Source organism: Mesorhizobium sp. M5C.F.Cr.IN.023.01.1.1 (genome assembly GCF_003997585.1).
Lineage (GTDB): Bacteria > Pseudomonadota > Alphaproteobacteria > Rhizobiales > Rhizobiaceae > Mesorhizobium > Mesorhizobium wenxiniae.
Genome location: NZ_RZSU01000045.1, coordinates 1 through 21611, shown reverse-complemented (window position 1 = coordinate 21611; position 21611 = coordinate 1). Strand labels below are relative to the sequence as shown.

Genomic DNA, 21611 nt, shown 5'->3' with positions numbered 1-21611 from the left:
GAGGTTTGTACCAGCGGGTTCCGCGGCAGGAACCTGCGACAAAACGAGACCACGCCCGGCCTTCGAGCGGAGCCAGACTTTGCGGCAGACAGGCATTCTTCCCGATCAGGACATTTCCGCGCTGTTCCAGTCGGGCGCGCTGAAATCGCTGCGCGCGCTTGATGCCGACCAGGTCCAGCCGGCCAGCCTTGACCTCAGGCTTGGCGACAAGGCCTGGCGGGTGCGCGCCTCCTTCCTGCCCGGCCCGAACCACAGGGTTGCTGAAAAACTCGACCGCCTGAAGCTGCACGAGTTCAATCTCGCTGATGGCGCGGTGCTGGAGACGGGCTGCGTCTATATCGTGCCGCTGCTCGAGAGCCTGGCGCTTCCGGCAAACGTTTCGGCCTCGGCCAACCCGAAGAGCTCGACCGGACGCCTCGACATCTTCACCCGAGTGATGACCGATCGCGGCCACGAGTTCGACAAGATCGCTGCCGGCTACAACGGCCCGCTCTATCTGGAGGTCAGCCCGCGCACCTTTCCGATCGTCGTCCGTGCCGGCTCGCGGCTGTCGCAGATCAGGTTCCGCACCGGCAATGCGCTTTTGTCGGAAAGCGAGCTGCACGAATTGCATCGTGCCGAAACGCTCGTCGCCACCGAGCCGCCGAATATTTCCGGCGGCGGCATCGCACTGTCGATCGACCTCGATGGCGACAAGGACGGGCTGGTCGGCTACCGCGGCAAGCACCACACCGGCCTGGTCGATGTCGACAAGCGCGCCGCGCAGGATATTGTCGATTTCTGGGAGCCGCTCTACAAGAGCGGTGCCGGCGAACTGGTGCTCGATCCCGATGAATTCTATATCCTCGTCAGCCAGGAGGCGGTGCATGTGCCGCCGCTCTATGCCGCCGAAATGACGCCCTTCGATCCGCTGGTTGGCGAATTCCGTGTCCACTATGCCGGTTTCTTTGATCCGGGCTTCGGCCATTCGGCGGCCGGCGGCACCGGCAGCAGGGCTGTGCTCGAAGTGCGCAGCCACGAAGTGCCGTTCATCCTCGACCACGGCCAGATCGTCGGACGGCTGGTCTACGAGCATATGCTGAAGCGGCCGCAGGCGCTCTACGGCACAGATCTCGGCTCGAACTATCAGGCACAGGGCCTGAAACTGTCCAAACATTTCCGCGCCGCGCGCTGATCCCCGATCAATCAGACTGTGCTTGCCTGACCTTGCGAGCCGTGCTTGGCTGTGCCCAACCGTCATGGTGGTTGAAACCAAGGGAACAAAGAAATGCAGATTTCAAGATGGATCGCATCGGCAGCAACAGCTGCCATGCTGGTGATGGCTGCCGGGTCCTTGTCGGCGCAAGCACAGGAAAAGTTGAAGATCGCCACCGAAGGCGCCTATCCGCCGTTCAACACCATCACCGCGGATGGCAAGCTCACCGGCTTCGACATCGACATCGCCAATGCGCTTTGCGCTCAGATGAAGGTCGAATGCGAACTTGTCACGCAGGACTGGGAGGGCATGATCCCGGCGCTCCAGGCCAGAAAGTTCGACGCCATCATCGCGTCCATGAGCATTACCGAGGAGCGCAAGAAGCAGGTCTCCTTCACCAACAAATACTATACCACGCCGCTTTCGCTGGTGGCCTTGAAGGACAGCGATATTGCCTCGACCGAACCCGCCGCACTCGCCGGCAAGACAGTCGGCGCCCAGGCTTCGACCACCCAGGCCGACTATGCCCAGGATGTCTATAGCAAGGCCGGCGCCGAGGCGAAGCTCTATCCGACCCAGGAAGAGGCGGTCGCCGACCTGATGAACGGCCGTCTCGATGCCGTCCTTTCAGACAAATTCGTGCTGATGGACTGGATGAAGAAGTCGAGCGACGGCTGCTGCAAGATGGTCGGCGACGTCAAGGGCACCGAGACCGAAGCCGGTATCGCCGTGCGCAAGGAAGACAATGCGCTGCGCGAGAAGCTCAACGCCGCGATCGATGCGATCGTCGCAGACGGCACCTACAAGAAGATCCAGGCCAAATATTTCGATTTCGATATTTATTGAGATTCATGTTCGCCCGGGTCAGCCGCGAAACAGATACTCTTTCGCGGCACCCAGGCAGCCATGAAATTGGCCGATAAAGAGCAGTTCACGCACTCTCAGGCGCTTCTTGCCCCAAAATCCTGGGGTCTGCTTCTCGTCGTCGAGCGAGGCGCTCGAACCAGACCGCAAAGGGAAAAGCTGCTTGTCGAGACAGCCAAGGACATGGGCTCTGGCGGAGTGGATGCCGCAAGCTCGGCCACTACCGTTCAGCTTGTCGCTGCGAAGCGCGGACGTCATGCGATCCGCGTTGCGCATCAGAAAGCCAACTTGTGCTTTCGAATAGCCAGTTGCCAGAAGCCGGCCCGTCATCGCCGAGCGGGCTTCGCGGTAGGACTTTGCGCTGCATTGGCCGGCGCCGTAGCCCGTAGACGATGTCTGGGCGAGGAACAGAGTCAGGCTTGCGAACATTATGCCAAGCTGAATCCTGTTCATTCCTCGACTCCCAAATTTCGGCGCAAGCTTACAATGCCTTCACCGCCACCCTCACCGGCTGCTCGATTTCAAGCGGGTTGCGCAGCGGCAGGCCAAAATCCTTGGCCTCGATCTCGAACACGTCGCCGGCTTCGGTCCTGATGCCGTCGGCGAAGGACAGTGTCGCCGTGCCGAACATGTGCACATGAACGTCGCCCGGCTGGCGGAAGGCCGAATATTTGAAGTGGTGATGTTCGAGATTGGCGATGGTGTGCGACATGTTCGCCTCGCCCGACAGGAACGGCTTTTCCCACAGCAGCTTGTCGTCGCGGAGGATGCGCGAGGTACCCCTGACGTCGGAGGGCAGGTCGCCGATCAGGATCTCCGGCCCGAACGAAGCGTTGCGCAGCTTGGAATGCGCGAGGAAAAGATAGTTCACGCGCTCGGTGACGTGGTCGGAAAACTCGTTTGACAGTGTGAAGCCGACGCGGAACGGGACGCCGTCGTCGCCGATGACATAGATGCCGGCGACTTCCGGCTCCTCGCCTGCATCCTGGGCGAAAGCGGGCGATAAAAGTGCCGCGCCGGGCGCCACCGCCATGGTGCCGTTGCCCTTGTAGAACCATTCCGGCTGCACGCCCGTCTGGCCCTTGGCGGGCTTGCCACCCTCCAGGCCCATGCGGAACATCTTCATGGAATCGGTGAGCTGCTCTTCGCCGTCGGTGCTGAGCTTCTTGTGCATGGAATCGCGGGTCGCCGCGGAGCCGAGATGCGTCAGCCCTGTGCCGGTGAGATGGAGATGCGCCGGGTCGGGATGGTTGATTGGCGACAACAGCCGCCCCTTCTTGTAGGCGGCATCGAGGTCGAGCGCTTCACCGAAGCCCTTGCGCTCGATCAGGGCGACAAGTCCGGTGCCGGTGCGCGCGGCCTCCATCGCCAGCGAATAGACGCTGCGGGCGCCGTTGATGATCCGGGTCTTGCCGCCGTTGCGGGCAACGACGCGAATGGTCTCTGCGTCGTCGAGGATCTGGGAGATCAGCATGATGTACCCTCTCTCAATTGCCTTTGGCCTGGCTGCCGGGTTGGCAAACCTTGACCAGCGCGGCTCGGATGGTATCCGCGCCACTGGTGAACTCTTCGTCCGGATTGCGCTCGCGGGCCCGGTCCCCTTGGGGACTTCTTTGCGCCGCCCGGCAGCGCCGCGATGTGACCCGTGCCTCCTAAAAGCGCGCCGCGTTTGAAAAGAGGCCCGCTTTAATCCTTGTTTTTATGCATGCCGTTGTCCCAACACGCTGCACACGTTTGGCGACATGCATGAGTCCCCTCGCCCTCAAGCCTTGTTCTTGTTGTAGACGTCGAAGACCACGGCGCCGAGCAGCACCAGGCCTTTGACCACCTGTTGCCAATCGACATTGACGCCCATGATCGACATGCCGTTGTTCATGACGCCCATGATGAAACCGCCCACCACCGCGCCTATAACTTGACCGACGCCGCCCATCGCCGAAGCGCCGCCGATGAACACAGCGGCGATGACGTCGAGCTCGCTGCCGAGGCCGGCCGCCGGCACCGCCTGGCCAAGGCGCGCCGCAATGATCAGCCCGCCGAGCGCCGAGAGCACGCCCATGTTGATGAACACCATCAGGGTCAGCCGCTCGGTCTTGATACCCGATAGCTGAGCCGCCTTGGCATTGCCGCCCATTGCGTAGATACGGCGGCCGACCGTCATGCGTTTGGTGACGAAGACGAACAGCGAGATCAGCACGCCCATCACTACGAGAACGATTGGCAGACCTCTGTAGGTGGCGAATTGGTAGACCAGAAAAAGCGCCAGAGCGCTGGTCACCAAGGTCTTGACGACGAACAGCGTGAAGGGTTCGGCTTCGTAGCCATGCCGCTCGCGGCTGCGCCGTGCCCTGAGCCCGAAATAGGCATAGGCGAGCACGGCAACGAGGCCGATCACGATCGTCGTCATGTGCAGCGTCAGCCCGCTGCCGACGATGGTCTTGCCGGCGGCGTTCACGACCGGCGGGATCAGCGTCAACGAGCCGATCACGTCTGGAATGAAGCCGGAACTGAGCGCCTTGAAGCCGGCTGGAAGCGGCCCCACGGAAGACCCGCCACCCAGCAGCGCTTGGCAGATGCCGCGGAAGATCAGCATCCCCGCAAGCGTGACGATGAAGCTCGGTATTCGGTGATAAGCGATCCAGTAGCCTTGTCCCGCGCCGATCGCGCCGCCGATGATCAGGCAGATGATCGACACCACCAGCGGATTGCTGAAAGGGCCGAGAGGCCAGATGACCATCATCATCGCCGCCAGCGCGCCGATGAAACCGGCGACGGACCCGACGCTGAGATCGATGTGGCCGGAGACGATCACCAGCAGCATGCCCAACGCCATCACGATGATGAAGCTGTTCTGCTGCACCAGGTTACTCAAGTTCACCGGCTTGAACAGCGTTCCGGACGTCGTGTACTGGAAGAACACCATGATGGCGATAAGCGCCAGGATCAGGCCGTATTCGCGCAGGTTGGTGACCAGCGCCGAGACGGCAACGCGCGGCCCCTGCTGCACATCTTCGGCGACGCCGCTTTTCGGGACGGGAGCGCTTTCGGTGCTCATGATGCTTTTCCTTCTCCGCGAACGATGGCGCGCATAATCTTTTCCTGGCTGGCATCGCTCGCCACCATTTCGCCGACGATACGTCCTTCGTTCATGACATAGATGCGGTCGGTGATGCCGAGCAGTTCGGGCATCTCCGACGAGATGACGATGATCGCCTTACCCTCCGAGGCGAGACGCGCGATGATCGTGTAGATTTCATACTTGGCGCCGACGTCGATGCCGCGCGTCGGCTCGTCGAGGATCAGCACCTCCGGATTGGCGAACAGCCACTTCGACAGCACCACCTTCTGTTGATTGCCGCCCGATAGGTTGCCGGTCATCTGATAAACGCTGGACGAGCGGATGTTGGTTTTGGCCTTGTAGTTGTTGGCGACGGCGAGCTCGCGCATGTCGTCGATCACGCTATGGCGCGACACGCCGGGAAGATTGGCCAGCGTGATGTTGTGCTTGATATGATCGATCAGGTTGAGACCGTAGGTCTTGCGGTCCTCGGTGACGTAAGCGATGCCGTGTTCCACTGCCTTGCTGACGGAGGAGACATCGATGGGCTTGCCCTTGAGCAGCACCTCGCCCGTGATGTGGCGGCCATAGGAGCGGCCGAACAGGCTCATCGCGAATTCGGTGCGTCCGGCGCCCATCAGCCCGGCGATACCCACCACCTCGCCCTTGCGGACGTCGATGTCGATGCCCTTGATCACTTGCCGCTCGGCATGGATCGGGTGATAGACCGACCAGTTCCTCACCTGGAGCACGATCTCACCGATCTCGGGCTCGCGCGACGGATAACGGTCGTCCAGCGAGCGGCCGACCATCGAGGTGATGATGCGGTCTTCCGAAATGTCTTTCTTAGGCAGCGTCTCGATGGTTCGCCCGTCGCGGATGATCGTGACCTTGTCGGCGACCCGGTTGATCTCGTTGAGCTTGTGCGAGATCAGGATCGAGGTGATGCCCTGCCGCTTGAATTCGAGCAGCAAGTCGAGCAGCGCCTGGCTGTCCTTTTCGGACAGGCTCGCCGTCGGTTCGTCGAGGATCAGCAGCTGCACTTCCTTGCTGAGCGCCTTGGCGATCTCGACCAATTGCTGCTTGCCGACGCCGATATTGGTAATCAGCGTCTTGGGGTCTTCCTTAAGGCCCACCTTCTTGAGCAGAGCGCTGGTGCGCGTCTCGTTGGCGTTCCAGTCGATGACACCGTATCTGGCGTGCTCGTTGCCGAGAAAGATGTTTTCGGCGATCGACAGCATCGGAACCAGCGCGAGTTCCTGGTGGATGATGACGATGCCGCGGCGCTCGCTGTCGTGGATGCCTTTGAAATGGCACTCATCGCCGCGATAGATGATTTCGCCTTCATAAGTGCCGGATGGATACACGCCCGACAGCACTTTCATCAGCGTCGATTTGCCGGCGCCGTTCTCGCCGACAACGGCGTGGATCTCGCCTTCCTCGACGCTGAGGTTGACATTCGACAGCGCCTTGACGCCGGGAAACGTCTTGGTGATGTCACGCATCTCCAAAATCGTCGAGGCCATCAGGAATACCACTCCTCCGAGGTCCGGTAACAATACCGGGGTCACTCGCTATCGAAAAGGGGTCCTGCGTTACGCAGGACCCCGGGTTTTAAAACTGCGGTTACTTCAGCTCTTCGGCCTTGATGTAGCCGGAATCGACCACCAGCGCCTGATAGTTCGACTTGTCGACCTCATGCGGCGTCAGCAGGATCGAGGGGACGACCTTGACGTCGTTGTTGTAGGTCTTGGTGTCGAGGCCTTCCGGCTTGCCGCCTGAGAGCACCTTGTCGACGAGCTCGACCGTCGCCTTGGCGAGTTCGCGGGTGTCCTTGAACACCGTCGAGTACTGCTCGCCGGCGATGATCGCCTTGACCGAAGCGGTTTCGGCGTCCTGGCCGGTGACGATTGGCCAGGGCTGATCGGCCGTGCCGTAACCGACTGCGCGCAACGAGGCGATGATGCCGCGCGACAGACCGTCATACGGCGAGAGCACGCCATCGACGCGGCTGCCATCCGAGTAGTTGGCGGACAGCAGATTGTCCATGCGGGCCTGGGCGGTTGCTGCCAGCCAGCGGAGCGTGCCGACCTTGTCCATGCCCATCTGGCCGGACTTCACCACGAGGGCCTTGTCGTCGATCAGCGGCTGCAGAACGGACATCGCGCCGTCGTAGAAGAAGAAGGCGTTGTTGTCGTCCGGCGAACCGCCGAACAGCTCGATGTTGAATGGACCCTTGTTCTCGGGATAGCCGAGGCCCTTGAGCAGCGATTTGGCCTGGATGACGCCGACGCCGAAATTGTCGAACGTGGTGTAGTAGTCGACATTCGGGGTCTTCTTGATCAGCCGGTCATAGGCGACGACGACGACGCCGGCGTCAGCCGCCTTCTGCAGCGCGTCCGACATCGTGGTGCCGTCGATCGAGGCGATGATCAGTGCCTTCGGGCCCTTGGTGATTTCGTTTTCCAGCTGGCTGAGCTGATTGGGGATGTCGTCCTGCGCATACTGCAGATCGACAGTGTAGCCCAGAGCCTCGAGCTGGGATTTGACGGCGTCGCCGTCGTTGATCCAGCGCTGCGAGGTCTTGGTGGGCATCAGCACGCCGATGAGGCCTTCGCCTGCCTGCGCCGGGACCGTCATAGCCGCGATGCTAAGGGCCGCGACGGCGGCCAGTGTCTTGATGATCTTCACATTAACTCTCCCTGGTTGATGGACGCGCACCCTGGGTTTCGTGGGCCGCGCGATCGTGCAGGAGCGCCAAAACGCGCCGCTGCCGCCATATCGATCTCCGGTATCCTCCCAATCGGCCCTGAGACTCTGGTTCCAGTCGATGCGATTTTTCACGCTGGCGACGGTCAAGCTTCAGGACGCGCAAAGGGTGTGGCTCTTTGCCATAACTGTCAAATGCGATCTTTGATGGTTGCTATACCGAAACTGGTATATTGAAAGCCGACGAAGACCTGGCCGGATTGCCGGCCGGCGATGAGTGGGGAGCAAACAAAGATCATGGCAGCGCTGCGGAATCCTGGTGGACTTTCAGCCAGTTACGAAGAACCCCCCGGCGACGGAGAAACCCTGCTGCGCAGCGGCCTCAGCCTGCGCCACATGCGTATGATCGCAGCCCTCGATGACCATGGCCGGGTCAGCGCGGCAGCCCAGGTCATGAACATTTCGCAGCCCGCCGCCTCGCGGATGATCGCCGAGATGGAGGCGGTGCTCGATGTCAAGCTGTGCGAAAGGCTGCCGCGCGGCATCACGCTGACGCCTTATGGCAAGGCATTGGCGAGGCGCGCACGTTCGATCCTGCTTGAGATGCGTGAAGTCGACCGCGAGATATCCGAGCTCAAGGCGGGCAAGGGCGGCTCGGTATTTCTCGGCGCGGTGACGGCCCCTGCGATCGAGCTCGCCGTGCCGGCGATCCGCGAAATCCGGCGCATCTATCCGCGCATCGAGATCACCATGCAGGTCGAGACCTCCAATGTGCTGGCGCGCGAGCTGATCGCCACGCGTCACGATTTCATCATCGCGCGCATCCCCGACGATCTCAATCCAAGGCTGTTCGAGGCCCGCGTCATCGGTGTCGAAAAAGCCTGCCTGATCGTGCGCCGCGGCCACCCGCTTGCTAAGGGCAAGGCGGTGCGGCTGGAGGAGACCGCCGCCTACGACTGGGTTTTCCAGTCGGGCGGCTCGCCGTTGCGCCAGGCGATGGAAAGCAATTTCCTGAACCGCAACATCGCGCTGCCGGACCGCATCCTCAACACCAGTTCGCTGCTGCTGACCCTGGTCATGGTCGCGCAGTCGGACGCCATCGCGCCGGTGTCGATCCAGGTGGCGAAATTCATCCAGAACCCCGAGGGGCTGGCCGGCGCCATCGACGTCGTCCAGACCGAATTCGACATCGAGGTCAGGCCTTACAGTCTGATCACCGTAAAAAATCGCGTGCTGTCGCCGGCGGCCAAGATGCTGCACGACTTCATTTTGAGAGAGGTAGGCTGACGGCGTTAAATCAAGCAATCCATCGCCAATCCGTTGGACAGCTATCGCAGCTACACGGCTCTTCGGTCATGTCGCTTCAATTCAGAATATCGCTGGAGCGAAGGAACCACACAGGGCCGTGCCGCGTCATAGAGGCGGGCTCTTGTTGCAGTCCCAGCGAGGCTATCGATGATAAGGTTTCTCCTCGTCTTCGCCGCGACGCTTGCCCTGGCATGCGGCGGGACGGGGGCGGCCAAGCTGGACCTAGCCACCGTCAATCAGGCCCAGTTCGCCGCCGGCGAACCGAAGGGTGTCGATCCGACCGTGCTGAAGGCGCAGATTCTCTTGGATCGCGCCCGCTTCTCGCCTGGGCTGATTGACGGTAACCTTTCAGCGAACTTCGCCAAGGCAGTCGGCGCCTTTCAGGCGGCGAACGGACTCCCTCCCGATGGCAAGCTCACCCCGGAGACCTGGAGCAAGCTCATGGCGACCTCCACCGACCCGGTGCTGGTCACCTATGAGGTAACGCGCAAGGATGTGCGCGGACCCTTCACCAGGCGTATTCCGGCTCGCATGGATAGGATGGCCCGTCTGCGGCGGCTCGGCTATCGCACCGCGGCGGAGAGGCTGGCGGAGCGCTTCCATATCAGCGAACAGTTGCTCAGGATGCTCAATCCGGGCATCGGCTTCAGGAAGGCCGGCACGACCTTGGTGGTGCCTGATATTGGCCGGGGCGATCCTCCCGCTGGCGTTGCCCGCATTGAGGTCGACAAGGGCGCTCGCCTGGTGCGCGTGCTCGACCCTTCCGGCAAATGGCTCGCAGTCTACCCGGCCTCTATTGGCAGCGATGAAAACCCGGCGCCAAGCGGCACGGCGGAGGTCAAGCGCGTGGTGCGCAACCCAACCTATCACTACGATCCGGATTTCGCTTTCAAGGGAGTCAAGACCAAGCGGCCCTTCACCATCGCTGCCGGGCCGAACAATCCGGTGGGATCGGTCTGGATCGATCTCTCCATCGAAAGCTACGGCATCCACGGCACGCCCGAACCGGGCAAGATCGGCACGACCTTCTCACATGGCTGCATCCGACTGACCAATTGGGATGCCGAAGATCTCGGCTCCATGGTGCAGCCAGGCACGAAAGTCGAGTTCAAGAACGAGACCGCCCATACCGTCGACGAGCTTGCTCCGTAGCAAGTGGCCAGCAGACCTGCTCCGCAGGCATTCCTGTGGAGAGTCGCAGAGAATTCGGACCCCCCGAGATCCCAAGGCAAAAGGGATTGGGTCCAGATCCATTGAACATCAGAGTTCTATGGACCAGGCCCGTCAATTCAGGCCGGTGGCGATGCCATCAGGCGGTAGAAGACCCGTCCGACGAGCCAGCCAAACGATCGCGAACGGCTTCCTCGGTTCGCTTTGCGGTCGATTCCACAACTTTGCCGACCTTGCCTGCTAACGTGTCGGTATCCCCAACTTGCCGGTCGGCCTCTTCCTTGACCGTTTCGTAAGCCTCGGCGGCAACTTGCTTTGCTTGCTCCAGGCCCGTTTCGAAAACCTCCGCTGCGCTGTCGCGAATTTTGTCGCGGTAGGCGCCAAGTTGCTCGTCCTCTGTGGCTGTGTGGGGCAGCATCACCCCGATGGCAGTGCCCAGCGCAAGGCCGACTACAGCGATAGCCAACGGCTCGCGCTCGAACAGGTCTTGTGCCGATTGGCGCGTCCGAGCCGCTATCTGGCTGGCGCTTGAGCCGAGCTGGCCGGCGGTGTTTGTCATCCTCTCCTTGGCGCCCGTTGCTGCGTTTGCTGCAGCTTCGGCGGCGCTACTTGCTGCTGATGTAACCGAACCGGCGGTATCGGAGAGCATCGCCCCGATTCCGGACCCTTCGCTACCCTCGCTGAAATCATCGCCGCGCAGGTCGGAGAAAGCGTCAGAAGCCGTGCCTCTCCGATAACCAGCGGCAGCTGACTTGGTTGCCGACGGGCCGTTGCCGAGCATCAGCCAGGCCAGGCCGGCTCCAATCAATGTCAGCGGCAACGGGTTGTCCCTGACCTGCGACTTGAGGTTGCCAAGCATGGCCGATCCCTCGCCGCCGGCGAACATTCCGGTAAATTCGTCGATCAATTGACCCGGTGTCATCTTGCTGCGGATCGAATCGGCGGTGTCTGCCACTTTGGCCCGGGCGATGTCGGCATCGCGCTCGAGCTCGGCTGCGGATTTGTCGCTCATCTTATTTGATCCTTGATCACGCGCGCGTCGCGCTTGAGTTGGTCTTGTGTGCGATCGGGCGTCAGCTCGGAAGGAGCCATGCTTTTCGTCCCAGATCGCAAGAGAATGATTCCCAGTACCGCCACGACGATCCCGACCAGCAGCGAGGACCATCCCGCTCCCAGGCCGGCGCTCGCCAGGGCGATTACGAGTGCTTGCAAGAGCACCATCAAGGCCGCGAGAAGGCATATGGCGCCGGCCAGAACCTCGGCGGCGCCTGCGCCGGCCTTGCTGATTTTTTCCGACATTTCGGCCCGCAACAGCCTACTTTCGGTTTGAAGCAGGGTTGTGACCTGCTGTGCCAGATCGCTGACGAGGGTTGCGAGGCCGCGACTTTCCTGATTGTTGGTCATGGGTTCTGCTCCAGGCTTGCGCCGGCCCAGCCTTCACCAGCCAAGTCATCGCCGGCCCTGCCGTCTCTGGGCTGGTTGAAGCGGGGCGGCATCGGGTCAGCTGCCTCAGCCGATCGCATAGCGGACTCATCCGAGTTCGAAACCGTCTGTGATCCCCCGTCTGTTTGCGATCGACTCGGTGTCTCGGTCCGGGCAGATGGTGGCGAGCTCTTGATAAACCGCCCCAGCGCCAGGCCTGCCAATACCGAACCGGCGATCAGCGCTCCTGAATTTTCGCGGCCAAACGACCGCATCTCGCCAAGAACATCTTCGAATGGTTTGTCCTTCAACGAAGATGAAAGGCGCTCAAGTGAGCCGGCGGCATCGAGGGTGAACTTCGAAGCGGTCCGTTGATCATTATTGGCCAGATGCTCGCTTGCTGCTCGCAATGCTCCGCTAAAGGCCCTTAGATTGGAGCTGATATCGCGCTGTGTACCCTCGGCCTTGTCGAACAACGCCTGCTTGGCTTCAGCAGCATAGTCGCCCGCCTTCCTGGTGAGTTCGTCGCGAGCGTCCTGTAGCGCCTCTGTGGCGGACTGCGTTTCCTGCTGGAACCGCTCGGACAGTTCGCTTTTGGCTGTTTCGAAATCGGCCGGCTTGCGGCCCTGATCGTCTTCGCGCTGCATGGCATTCTCCTAATGGAATCCGAGGAAGGAGAGGATCGCAAGCACGACGACGACAAGGCCGATGAGATAAATGACATTGTTCATAGTGGCAATCTCCTCCATTGCCTACCGAACTTGCCGGGGGCAAACAGGTTCCATCATTTCCAACTAAATTAGCGAGAACGGAGCAACCGGCGAGCCCGTTGAGTCACTTGGAAGTTCCCACGCGCCGTGTGCCGAGACGCGGACCTAGCCGGCCGTGCGGAGATTGGCCCGCCTCTGCGCATCGAATTTCAAGAGATCAGGTTAGGCTAGTATAATAAAGCACCACGTCTAGCTCTCGTTAAGGTCAAAGCTCACAGGAAGGTTGTAGTCTATTGCACGATTGGCAATCATGTTCGCTAGGTCGGAATCAGAGACCGAACATGCCGGAACAATCTGTTTGAGGGCCTTAACGGCAAGGCCCGTCGATATGAAACTATGGCGCCGCCTGCGAATATTTACGTAATGTTCGATGAGATTTTCGAGTTCACGCATGTGCAATCCTTCTTTGACGTCAACCGTGTCAATTGAACCCAGCTGTAATCGATCCGGAGCGAGGGCTCATTCACATTGTTTAGTTGACGAGAAATCTTGATGCCGCATTAGCGCGTTGACGCGTCCTGGCCGAGGCAGTCACCGCGGTTCATGGAAGAGATTTAGGTAGGTCGCATCAAAGTCGGCCAGTAAGGCCAATCGCTGGAAATCCAGGATAACAATCCTCCTGTCTTTCCAGCTAACCAGGTCCTTCGCTCGAAGTTCCTGCAGCGTCCGGTTCACGTGAACCACAGATAGACCAAGCACGTCGCCCAATTCCGCTTGCGTCAGTGGAATCGCGAACGTCTGGTCAGAGGCCAATCCAACTATCTCTAACCGGACATACAACTCGCAGATTATATGTGCGAGATGCTGTTTGGCGGAGCGACGCCCGAGGCAGGTTATCCAAGTCCTTTGGATTGAGCCATCGATAGTCGTCGAAAGCCAGAGCATCCGGGCGAGATGTGGACTTCCACCCATTGCTGTGAGCAGGTCTTTGTGTCGGATGAAAACTACATCGCACGAACCCAGGGCGCTCACGCTGTGATCCATCACTTTTAGCAGTAAACTATGCAGATCGACAAAGTCTCCCGGCACGTGAATTGCCGTTATTTGACGCCTTCCTTCCCGAATAGCCTGGTTTCGAACTGCGAAACCATTCGCGACAAGACAGCTTTCGGTGGGGCGGGAACCCTCCCTGACTATCTCCTCATCCGATCCGAAAGTTACCGGCCGGACCGGAAGAGCCTCAATAAGCGCGATCTCGTCTGGCGGCAGCGTGTCGCGGCGGTCGAGCATGCGAATCAAGAGGTTTTTGCCGATCATCGCGGTGCCTTTTGACCAGCAACGCGGATCAGCATCTTTTGTTGCCGCCTCTTATTAGAATCACGTTATGTTCTATTATGCCGCCGACCTAGAACCGATCATGTGGCCTGTGAGTGCCGGCGCCGACCGGCTCGACTTCATTCCCGCCTATGATGCCTACCTTGGTAGCCAAGGCGCCCCAGGTGACGACTGGATTACGAGGCCAAGTTCGACGTCTACCGCTCGCAGATCATCAGCAACCTCAATTCCTTGCAGGGCAAGGTGGAGCGGGTAGCGGGAATCGAACCCGCGCGTTCAGCTTGGGAAGCTAGCCCGTTCCTTTGAATTCCAACGGCTTATGTGTAAAACCGGCGAAAATCCGCTCGTTTGATTTCAATGGGTTAGGAGCGGATTGTAAAACTTTTTTCGGTTAGGCCTCCGGCGTGACAGGCCGATGAAAGCCGCGTGCCATCAACAGATTAGCCCCAGTGCTGCGCCCCGCCATTGAGCCACCAGAAGCACACATGGTTCTTAGCTTGGGTTCTGATCTGTCCCAACGCAGTAGGATGTAGGAAATCACCAAACAGCGCTTTCAGGCGCCGTTCACTGCGATCAGCCCCTCGAATGTGGCGCTGAAAAACAAAAGCACATGAATCGGCAATTTGAAGCAGTGGCTCGTCATCTTTGGTCGCGAAGCTAGGCGGTCCTTTTATCGTCGAGATCGGAAGGTTGGGACGCTTTTGTCGCACCGACTCCGGGTACCATCGCTTCAATAGCGCCTCGCTGCTGTAGAGACGGTGGATCGCTTCAATCGCCCTCCTAGCCTCTTCACGCTGCTCGGCCACTAGCATCGCTACTTCATTTTCGCTGGCGTGGTTTTTCATGAACCAGTCGGCGGCCTGAATGCATTCTCTATACGCCGATGCATGGACAATCTTCGATTCGCGAACCGAATTCTTGTCACGCTCAACGGGCTTGCGAGTGAAGCCGACGACCAAGGGAATGCTTAATTCACGCGGCAAGGAAATCAGCCGGTCCAGTAAAGCCCATCGATCTTCATCCGGCCAATCGTGGCGGTATTTTCCACCATGCTCCAAGTCGGTTGCATGGAAGACGAAGCCCTCTCGAAATTTTTCGGGGACATAGACCTTAAGCGCTTCAATACGATCAGCTAGGATCCGCCATTGCTGGTCCGGATCAAGTATCAGCCCGGCAACGATTGCTACCGGCTCCTTCGTGGTATGGCCTGTTTCGTCTACATAGACAACGCGCACGATCTTGTCCCCAACGAGCGGGCCGACGCCAAATACGCGGACTGCACCACGCCTGTCCCGCAAAGTGCTCATTTCATAGCACCTCGCCCGGCGCCAGTATCTAGGGGATGGATGAGAATTACATTACGGGGAAAGAACCAGCCTCGAGCCCACCACAGCTCAGGTTCTTCGCCAGTCCGCCTTGACGATCCGGCGAGTGTAGGCGCGCTCGACCTCGATTACCGCCTCGTCCTTGGTCTTGACCGTACCGCGAGCGCCGCCTTCATGGCACGTCCAGAACCAGGTGCCTGATTCCGAACCGTGCAACCTTTTCATGATGCGGCCGACGCTGTCTTGCTGGAACTGTGCGGCAAAGTCATAGGGCGTTGATTGCCCGCCGATGACCGTCCTGCCCCATTGCAACCAGACGCGGGCGCCCCGGTCGAGAACGAACCGGAACGCATCTTCCTTCTTGTCGAACGTGCTCAGGATTGCGCCGCCGTCCACGACTTGCCAAGCCTTGAGCCGCTGCTCGGCCCCATCAAGATGGATATCCAGTTAGTCAAGCCGGACTGGATCATCGTCGGCGGCGAGAGCGGCCCGGATGCCCGGCCGATGCATCCCGCCTGGGCGCGCTCGATCCGCGACCAGTGCGCCGGCGCCGGCGTGCCGTTCTTCTTCAAACAATGGGGCGAATGGAAGCCGATCTGCGAAATGCCGGAAGATCAAATGCACGCCTGCTACCGGAGCAACCGGAAGGCGAAGGGCAGCGAAGACCAGGACATCATGGACGAAATGTACGGCAGGACGTGCGTCGTCGACAGCACGGTTCTGCACAGCGACGGCACACAACACGATGCGTTCGCTTCAATGACGTTCGCAGCCGGGTCTGGCGCGATGACCATGTTCGCGATCGGCAAGAAAACCGCCGGCCGGCTGCTCGACGGCGTCGAGCACAACGAATTTCCAAAGGTGGCACCATGACCGGCTCCGCTCAGTGCCCTCACATCGAGTTCGCCTTTCAGGTGAATGTCGCTCGTTTCGAGGACGACACCATCAAGCAGGCCGACATCACCGGCAAATGCGTCAACTGCGGTCAGCCGCTGGTGTTCTTCTGTGACCTGCCCATGGGGGTAAGCTGGACGCACCCCACGCTGTCGGTCGATGCGCAGGAGCTGCGTCTACCGGTGCTCGTGCTCGGCGACGAGGTCGACCAGAAGAAGCCGCGTCCGAGCTTCAGCGTGAGAACGTCATGATCGAGCGCCATGCCGGCCAGCAGCAGATCGTCTGCGAATGCGGCGCCGCGCAGCGCCGAACCTATCAGGCCGACGAGTTCGACGTGATGGTGTCGGACGCCCGCGCCGAAGGTTTTGTCATCGCCAAGGTATCAGGCGAATGGACCCACACCTGCCAGGACTGCGCAACGCCAGGCAGGAAACAGCGGAGGCTGCTTTGATTCTGCCCGATCTCGCGCTTTCCGTCCGCCAGCCCTGGGTATGGGCGATCTTGAATGGCGGCAAGGACATCGAAAACCGCGACTGGCCGACGAAGATCAGGGGACGCGTCTGCCTGCACGCCTCGCAGGGCATGACACGGGGCGAATATGAGGATTGCCTCGACACGATCCACCAGATCAGCCTGACGCATCCATTCCCGCCCGGGCTGGTGCTTCCATCCTTCGAACAGCTCGATCGAGGCGGCATCATTGGCAGCGTCGAGATCGTCGACTGTGTCGCCGACAGCCGCAGCCCTTGGTTCTTTGGCCGCTTTGGCTTCGTGCTGCGCAATCCCGAACTGTTGCCGGAGATTAGCCCGGTCAAGGGCGCCCTGGGCTTTTTCAAATGGCGTGACCGCCTTCCGGCATCGCCGTCGACGCCTCCGCAGGGGAGGCTGCTTTGACCCACATCTATCGATGGAACCGCCATGGGCGGAAAGGCCAGGCATGCCGCGTCACCGCGCGCGGCAAGATGAACTCGATCCGCGTCGAGTTCGCCGACGGCTACGTGATGATCACCAGCGGCAACGCCATCCGCAAGCGAAAGCCGGGAGACAGTTGATGTCACGCCGGCCGGCCCTTCGCCCTGCCGACCTGGTCAAGGCCTTGGCCGCGTTGCGGCAGGCCGGCGTCGAGCCGTGCACGCTGGACGTCCTGCCGGACGGAACGCACCGCTGGCACTTTACGAAACCCGCCAATGCTGATGAAGATGACCTCGATCGCGAGTTGGCGGAGTTCGACTTAAAGCATGGTCATGGTTGAGCTGAAGGGCCTGCACACCGTCAAGGCCAAAGGCAAGGTCTATTACTACGCCTGGCGCGGCGGACCTGTCGTCAAAGGCGAGCCGGGGACGGCCGCCTTCCAGAACGCTTACAACGAGGCGATCGCCAGCCGCGCGGCGCCGGACGGCAACAAGTTCAGCGCCTCGATCATCCGTTATCGGGCCAGCCCCGATTACAAAAAGCTGGCCGAATCGACGCGGCGCAACTGGGGGCCTTGGCTCGACCGCATCGCCGACCACTTCGGCTCGCTGTCGATGCGCCAGTTTGACAGGCCGGAGAAGATCAGGCCGAGGATCCGGGCCTGGCGCGCCAAGTTCGCCGAGACGCCGCGCGCAGCCGACTACGGCATGCAGGTCCTGTCGCGCGTGCTGTCCTTCGAGGTCGACCGCGGCGCCATCGCCGCCAATCCCTGCGAGGGCATCAAGCAGCTCTATTCCGGTTCGCGATCAGAGATCATCTGGACCGACGCCGACATCGCCCAGCTGAAGGCGGTCTGTTCGGTGGAGGTGGCGCACGCCGTCGACCTCGCCGCGCATACCGGCTTGCGCGCCGGTGACCTGGTACGCCTGGCCTGGTCGCATGTCGGCGAGGACGCCATCATCGTCACCACCGGCAAGAGCAAGCACCGCCGAGAGGCTGTCATCCCGCTCTATCAGGAGCTGCGCGACGTGCTGGCGAGGATCCCGCGCCGCTCGCCGGTCATCCTGACCTCGAGCAAGCGCCGGCCGTGGGTGAAAGACGGGCTCGGCTCTTCCTTCCTCAAGGCGAAGGCGGACGCATGGCCCGATGGCGAGAACCTCAACTTCCACGACCTGCGCGGCACCGCGGCGACAAAATTCTACATCGCCGGCCTCACGGAGCGCGAGATCGCCGAGATCATGGGGTGGGAAGAGGAGCACGTCGCGCGCATTATCCGCCGCTACGTCAGCCGGACAGCCGCCCTGAAAGAGCGCATCCGCAAGCTCGATCAGGCCAAAAAGAGAACATAGGCTGTAAAACTGCCTGTAAAACCGCCCATTTCGGCGGCTCGGCAAATCAGGCGCAACCCCTTGTGGCACAAGGTGGAGCGGGTAGCGGGAATCGAACCCGCGCGTTCAGCTTGGGAAGCTGACAAGCTACCATTACATCATACCCGCGCAGCAGCCTCGTTACCACGCAAGCCGGCGTTCGGGCAATCGTTAAGCGTGCACTCGTGCCTTCCAGCCATCCGACTGTTACTCCGTCGTGGCAAAGGCGCCGGCGTTGCAATATAAGTTGGCGAGCAGACAATCCATGCGGAGCAACTGGGAGTCAGCGACCCGCCTTGATGCCAGCGCGGCAAGTGCGTATTTCTGGACCTGTGCCCGAATCGGGGCAACCGAGTCTGGAGACACGCCTTGTCCGCACTGACGCGCTTTCTCGGCGATTCGCCGCTCCGGGTGTTCCTGAAGCTGCTGGTGGTATCGTTCCTCGTCGGCCTTGTCATGAACGCTTTCGGCTGGTCGCCGCTGGATGTGCTCTACGGCATCCGGAATTTCTTCGTCGATCTCTGGAATCTGGGCTTTCGCGCCGTTGACCGTTTCCTTGGCTATATCCTGCTGGGCGCGGCGATCGTTATTCCGGCCTTCATCCTGCTCAGGATCGCCAACTATCGGAAATAGAACATGACCCCGAGCCGAAGGTCGGTGTAGCAATAGTGGACCGGCTTTTGCTCCGCTGACCTGTGGTTCGGCAGGGAAATCCTAGAAGGCCGTCAGGCGAAGCCTGAGGCCACTTCGAACAGGATGGAATGGCGCGCGGCGAGGGCCGCCACATCAGTCGAATAGCCGCCGCCGATAACGCCGCAGACCGGAGTGCCGAGCGAGCGGAAATGGCGGATCACCATGTCGTCGCGGGCGCGCAGCCCCTCGTTCGACAGCGACAACCTGCCAAGCCGGTCCTCGGCATGAACGTCGACCCCGGCATTGTAGAAAACGATGTCCCAGCGCGCCTTGGCGGTGAGTTCCGGCAGGACGCCGCCCAACCTTTCGAGATAGGCCGCATCGCCGGTGCCATCGGGCAGAGCGATGTCGAGGTCGGAAGCGATCTTTCGCGCCGGATAGTTGCGGTCGCCATGCATGGAGAAGGTGAACACGCGCCGCTCCTCGCCAACAATGTCCGCCGTGCCGTCGCCCTGATGCACGTCGAGATCGACGATCAGGATGTTGTCGGCGGCAGCTTCGGCAAGCAGCACCAGTGAAGCCACGGCAACATCGTTGAAGGTGCAGAAGCCGGCGCCTTGCGCGCGCCGCGCATGATGGCTGCCGCCGGCGGTATTGCAGGCGATGCCGTTCAGCAACGCCAGCCGCGCTGCCAGCACGGTGCCGCCCGTTGCGAGCTGCGCCCTGAGCGAGACGCGCGGGCCCACCGGAAAGCCGATCTCGCGCTCGATTTTTTCAGGCACTTCGCAGGCCAGCACCTGGTCGACATAACCGGCGGCATGGGCAAGCTTCAGCCATGATGCCGGCGCCGGTTCGGGCACGTTGAGAGCGGCGGGGCCGGTCAGTCCGCGCGCGCCCAAGGCTTCCATCAGCAGCTTGTATTTGCTCATGGGGAAGCGATGGTTGACTGCGAAGCCGGCGTCGTAGTCGGGATGATGAACGATCTGCAGGGGCATTTGGGTGGTTTACGTCGGGTGCGCCAGAGGCGGGTTTCGGTTGGCCGTGGCGGGATGAGTGGTTGCGCGGCGTCCGGAAACTGGGCCACATCGGCTGTTCGATCAAGCCACGATGGGAAGCGGGTACTGGATCAGGTGTCAGCAGCGGCCAACGGCCGGTCTTTCGTCGTCACCAACCGCTCGGTGCTCGCCATCGCGGTGCCGATGACGCTTGCCTATCTGACGACGCCGCTGCTCGGCGTCGTCGACACGGCCGTGGTCGGGCAGTTGGGCGACGCTGCCCTTCTCGGTGGTCTGGCGGCGGGCGCTCTGGTCTTTGACGTCGTCTTCACCTCCTTCAATTTCCTGCGTTCCGGCACCACGGGCCTCGTCGCCCAGGCGCTCGGACGCGGCGACGAACTGGAGGAACAGGCGGTGTTCTGGCGCGCCGTGCTGATCGCGGTCGTCTCCGGCATTGTGCTTGCCGCCCTTGCGCCACTGGTCGCCATCGCCGGACAATGGTTCATGAGCGCCGAGGCGCGCGTCAGCGAGGCGATGGCCGTCTATATCCGCATCAGATTGCTCGCCGCACCGTTCTCGCTGATCAACTACGCCATCCTCGGCTATGTGCTGGGGCGCGGCGAGGGCGGGCTGGGTCTGATGCTGCAATTGGTGCTGAACGGCATCAACATTGCGCTCTGCATCCTGCTGGGGCTGGAGCTCGGCTGGGGCGTCGCCGGTGTTGCCTGGGCGACCGTCACCGGTGAATTCGTCGCCATGCTGATTGGCCTGGCGATCATCGGCCGGCGTTTCTGGGCAGCGCCCCGGCTGCCGCGCCATCGCATCCTCGACCTGTCGGCATTCCTGCGCATGATGTCGCTCAACCGTGACATTATGATCCGCTCATTCTCGCTGCTCGCCGCCTTCGCGCTGTTCACCCGCCAGGGCGCGCAATTCGGCACGGTGACGTTGGCCGCCAACGCGGTGCTGATGAACTTCTTCCTCATCGCCGGCTATTTCCTCGACGGTTTCGCCACGGCGGCCGAACAGCTCGCCGGGCGTGCCGTGGGGGCGCGTGCCGCGATACAATTCCGGCAGGCGGTGCGGCTGAGCCTGTTCTGGGGCTTAGGGCTGGCGGCCACGGCAACGCTTGTCCTTTTGCTGGGCGGAACTGATCTGGTCGCCCTGATCACGACGTCACAGGATGTTCGCGCCGTTGCCGACAACTATCTCCTCTGGGCGGCGTTCACCGCGCTCAGCGGTGTGCTGGCGTTTCAGATGGATGGCGTCTTCATCGGCGCGACCTGGTCGCGCGACATGCGCAATATGATGCTCTTTTCGTTCCTCGTCTTCAGCGCCGCCTTGCTCATCCTGGCGCCGGCCTTCGGCAATCACGGCCTGTGGGCGGCGCTGCACATCTTCCTGCTGGTGCGCGGCTTCAGCCTGCTTGCCATTTTGCGCGTGCGGATGCGGACAGCCTTTTAGAGCGTACTTCGGGTTAGAGCGGCTTGGACGCCCATTGATCGAGGCTGGTATCGCGCAACTCGCGCAGCGACTTGAGCCGTTGCATGTCCGCGAACCGGACCATTCCAGAAAGAATGCGGCCCGGCAGCGTAGGCCCGGCATAGATCATGCCGGTGTAGAGCTGGACGAGATCGGCGCCGGCGCGGATCTTCTCCAGCGCCGTCTCAGTGGAATCGACGCCGCCGACGCCGATCATGGCGCGGTCCGGGCC

The 21611-nt window shown here is 61.3% G+C and carries 26 protein-coding genes, 1 tRNA gene and 1 pseudogene; 13 read left to right on the top strand and 15 right to left on the bottom strand.

Annotated elements, in window-relative coordinates:
• Window positions 1-79: 79 nt before the first annotated feature.
• The gene (locus tag EOA78_RS18795) at window positions 80-1174 is read left to right on the top strand and encodes a 2'-deoxycytidine 5'-triphosphate deaminase (protein ID WP_127316425.1); all 1095 of its coding nucleotides are present in this window, start codon (window positions 80-82) and stop codon (window positions 1172-1174) included.
• Between the two features lie 93 nt (window positions 1175-1267).
• Window positions 1268-2041, top strand: coding sequence for an ABC transporter substrate-binding protein (locus EOA78_RS18790; RefSeq protein ID WP_127316424.1), 774 nt, complete (start codon window positions 1268-1270; stop codon window positions 2039-2041).
• A gap of 18 nt (window positions 2042-2059) precedes the next feature.
• On the opposite strand, the gene EOA78_RS18785 is transcribed toward EOA78_RS18790, so the two are convergent.
• The 5 genes from EOA78_RS18785 to chvE all read right to left on the bottom strand — a co-directional run bounded on the left by EOA78_RS18785 (window position 2060) and on the right by chvE (window position 7808).
• The gene (locus tag EOA78_RS18785; RefSeq protein WP_128239040.1) at window positions 2060-2389 is read right to left on the bottom strand and encodes a hypothetical protein; all 330 of its coding nucleotides are present in this window, start codon (window positions 2387-2389) and stop codon (window positions 2060-2062) included.
• 151 nt (window positions 2390-2540) lie between these two features.
• Complete coding sequence (gene araD1, locus EOA78_RS18780; protein ID WP_127316422.1) at window positions 2541-3533, bottom strand: AraD1 family protein; 993 nt, start codon at window positions 3531-3533, stop codon at window positions 2541-2543.
• A gap of 288 nt (window positions 3534-3821) precedes the next feature.
• On the bottom strand, window positions 3822-5114 hold the full coding sequence (mmsB, locus tag EOA78_RS18775; protein ID WP_127316421.1) for a multiple monosaccharide ABC transporter permease: 1293 nt from the start codon (window positions 5112-5114) through the stop codon (window positions 3822-3824).
• Window positions 5111-6643: a multiple monosaccharide ABC transporter ATP-binding protein gene (gene mmsA / locus EOA78_RS18770; protein WP_127316420.1), complete on the bottom strand. Its 1533-nt coding sequence runs from the start codon at window positions 6641-6643 to the stop codon at window positions 5111-5113. The genes mmsB and mmsA overlap by 4 nt, the downstream gene beginning before the upstream one ends.
• Before the next feature lie 100 nt (window positions 6644-6743).
• Window positions 6744-7808 (bottom strand): multiple monosaccharide ABC transporter substrate-binding protein, encoded by a 1065-nt coding sequence (chvE, locus tag EOA78_RS18765; protein ID WP_127316419.1) that lies wholly within the window; start codon window positions 7806-7808, stop codon window positions 6744-6746.
• Window positions 7809-8123: 315 nt separating this feature from the next.
• Between chvE and EOA78_RS18760 the strand changes: the two genes are divergently transcribed.
• Window positions 8124-9113 (top strand): LysR family transcriptional regulator, encoded by a 990-nt coding sequence (locus EOA78_RS18760; protein WP_127316418.1) that lies wholly within the window; start codon window positions 8124-8126, stop codon window positions 9111-9113.
• 168 nt (window positions 9114-9281) lie between these two features.
• Window positions 9282-10286, top strand: a complete 1005-nt coding sequence (locus EOA78_RS18755; protein ID WP_127316417.1) for a L,D-transpeptidase — start codon at window positions 9282-9284, stop codon at window positions 10284-10286.
• Window positions 10287-10443: 157 nt separating this feature from the next.
• Here the strand turns inward: EOA78_RS18755 and EOA78_RS18750 are convergent, their stop codons facing one another.
• The 7 genes from EOA78_RS18750 to EOA78_RS36455 form a co-directional block, all read right to left on the bottom strand.
• Complete coding sequence (locus EOA78_RS18750) at window positions 10444-11316, bottom strand: hypothetical protein (protein ID WP_127316416.1); 873 nt, start codon at window positions 11314-11316, stop codon at window positions 10444-10446.
• On the bottom strand, window positions 11313-11708 hold the full coding sequence (locus tag EOA78_RS18745) for a phage holin family protein (protein ID WP_065005831.1): 396 nt from the start codon (window positions 11706-11708) through the stop codon (window positions 11313-11315). The genes EOA78_RS18750 and EOA78_RS18745 overlap by 4 nt, the downstream gene beginning before the upstream one ends.
• Complete coding sequence (locus EOA78_RS18740) at window positions 11705-12373, bottom strand: hypothetical protein (protein ID WP_245477587.1); 669 nt, start codon at window positions 12371-12373, stop codon at window positions 11705-11707. Before EOA78_RS18740 ends, EOA78_RS18745 begins: the two co-directional genes overlap by 4 nt.
• Window positions 12374-12685: 312 nt before the next feature.
• Window positions 12686-12889 (bottom strand): hypothetical protein, encoded by a 204-nt coding sequence (locus EOA78_RS18735; protein ID WP_127316415.1) that lies wholly within the window; start codon window positions 12887-12889, stop codon window positions 12686-12688.
• A 138-nt stretch (window positions 12890-13027) separates the two neighbouring features.
• A complete protein-coding gene (locus EOA78_RS18730) occupies window positions 13028-13753 on the bottom strand; it encodes a Crp/Fnr family transcriptional regulator (protein ID WP_127316414.1) in 726 nt (241 codons plus the stop codon).
• 458 nt (window positions 13754-14211) lie between these two features.
• The gene (locus EOA78_RS18725; RefSeq protein ID WP_127316413.1) at window positions 14212-15078 is read right to left on the bottom strand and encodes a DUF3800 domain-containing protein; all 867 of its coding nucleotides are present in this window, start codon (window positions 15076-15078) and stop codon (window positions 14212-14214) included.
• Between the two features lie 87 nt (window positions 15079-15165).
• Complete coding sequence (locus EOA78_RS36455; protein WP_206533461.1) at window positions 15166-15321, bottom strand: hypothetical protein; 156 nt, start codon at window positions 15319-15321, stop codon at window positions 15166-15168.
• Window positions 15322-15375: 54 nt separating this feature from the next.
• Here EOA78_RS36455 and EOA78_RS18715 point away from each other — a divergent pair, with 54 nt between their 5' ends.
• Genes EOA78_RS18715 through EOA78_RS18690 form a run of 7 tightly spaced genes read left to right on the top strand, consistent with a single transcriptional unit; the run spans window position 15376 to window position 18251 of the window.
• Window positions 15376-15969: a DUF5131 family protein gene (locus tag EOA78_RS18715; protein ID WP_206533460.1), complete on the top strand. Its 594-nt coding sequence runs from the start codon at window positions 15376-15378 to the stop codon at window positions 15967-15969.
• The gene (locus EOA78_RS18710; protein WP_127316411.1) at window positions 15966-16241 is read left to right on the top strand and encodes a hypothetical protein; all 276 of its coding nucleotides are present in this window, start codon (window positions 15966-15968) and stop codon (window positions 16239-16241) included. Before EOA78_RS18715 ends, EOA78_RS18710 begins: the two co-directional genes overlap by 4 nt.
• On the top strand, window positions 16238-16441 hold the full coding sequence (locus tag EOA78_RS18705; RefSeq protein ID WP_127316410.1) for a hypothetical protein: 204 nt from the start codon (window positions 16238-16240) through the stop codon (window positions 16439-16441). The genes EOA78_RS18710 and EOA78_RS18705 overlap by 4 nt, the downstream gene beginning before the upstream one ends.
• Complete coding sequence (locus EOA78_RS18700) at window positions 16438-16884, top strand: ASCH domain-containing protein (RefSeq protein WP_245477586.1); 447 nt, start codon at window positions 16438-16440, stop codon at window positions 16882-16884. Before EOA78_RS18705 ends, EOA78_RS18700 begins: the two co-directional genes overlap by 4 nt.
• A complete protein-coding gene (locus EOA78_RS36025) occupies window positions 16881-17042 on the top strand; it encodes a hypothetical protein (protein ID WP_164783813.1) in 162 nt (53 codons plus the stop codon). Before EOA78_RS18700 ends, EOA78_RS36025 begins: the two co-directional genes overlap by 4 nt.
• A complete protein-coding gene (locus EOA78_RS18695; protein WP_127316408.1) occupies window positions 17042-17242 on the top strand; it encodes a hypothetical protein in 201 nt (66 codons plus the stop codon). Before EOA78_RS36025 ends, EOA78_RS18695 begins: the two co-directional genes overlap by 1 nt.
• Window positions 17229-18251, top strand: a complete 1023-nt coding sequence (locus tag EOA78_RS18690) for a site-specific integrase (protein WP_127316407.1) — start codon at window positions 17229-17231, stop codon at window positions 18249-18251. The genes EOA78_RS18695 and EOA78_RS18690 overlap by 14 nt, the downstream gene beginning before the upstream one ends.
• Window positions 18252-18324: 73 nt before the next feature.
• On the opposite strand, the gene EOA78_RS18685 is transcribed toward EOA78_RS18690, so the two are convergent.
• Window positions 18325-18398 (bottom strand) — tRNA-Gly (locus EOA78_RS18685).
• A gap of 240 nt (window positions 18399-18638) precedes the next feature.
• Here EOA78_RS18685 and EOA78_RS18680 point away from each other — a divergent pair.
• Window positions 18639-18902: a DUF6460 domain-containing protein gene (locus EOA78_RS18680; protein ID WP_127316406.1), complete on the top strand. Its 264-nt coding sequence runs from the start codon at window positions 18639-18641 to the stop codon at window positions 18900-18902.
• 92 nt (window positions 18903-18994) lie between these two features.
• On the opposite strand, the gene EOA78_RS18675 is transcribed toward EOA78_RS18680, so the two are convergent.
• Window positions 18995-19897, bottom strand: coding sequence for a histone deacetylase (locus EOA78_RS18675; RefSeq protein WP_127316405.1), 903 nt, complete (start codon window positions 19895-19897; stop codon window positions 18995-18997).
• A gap of 126 nt (window positions 19898-20023) precedes the next feature.
• On the opposite strand from EOA78_RS18675, the gene EOA78_RS18670 reads away from it, so the two are divergent.
• On the top strand, window positions 20024-21361 hold the full coding sequence (locus EOA78_RS18670; protein ID WP_127316443.1) for an MATE family efflux transporter: 1338 nt from the start codon (window positions 20024-20026) through the stop codon (window positions 21359-21361).
• Between the two features lie 13 nt (window positions 21362-21374).
• Here the strand turns inward: EOA78_RS18670 and EOA78_RS18665 are convergent.
• Window positions 21375-21611 (bottom strand): annotated as a pseudogene (locus tag EOA78_RS18665) (dihydroorotate dehydrogenase (quinone)); the annotation flags it as partial.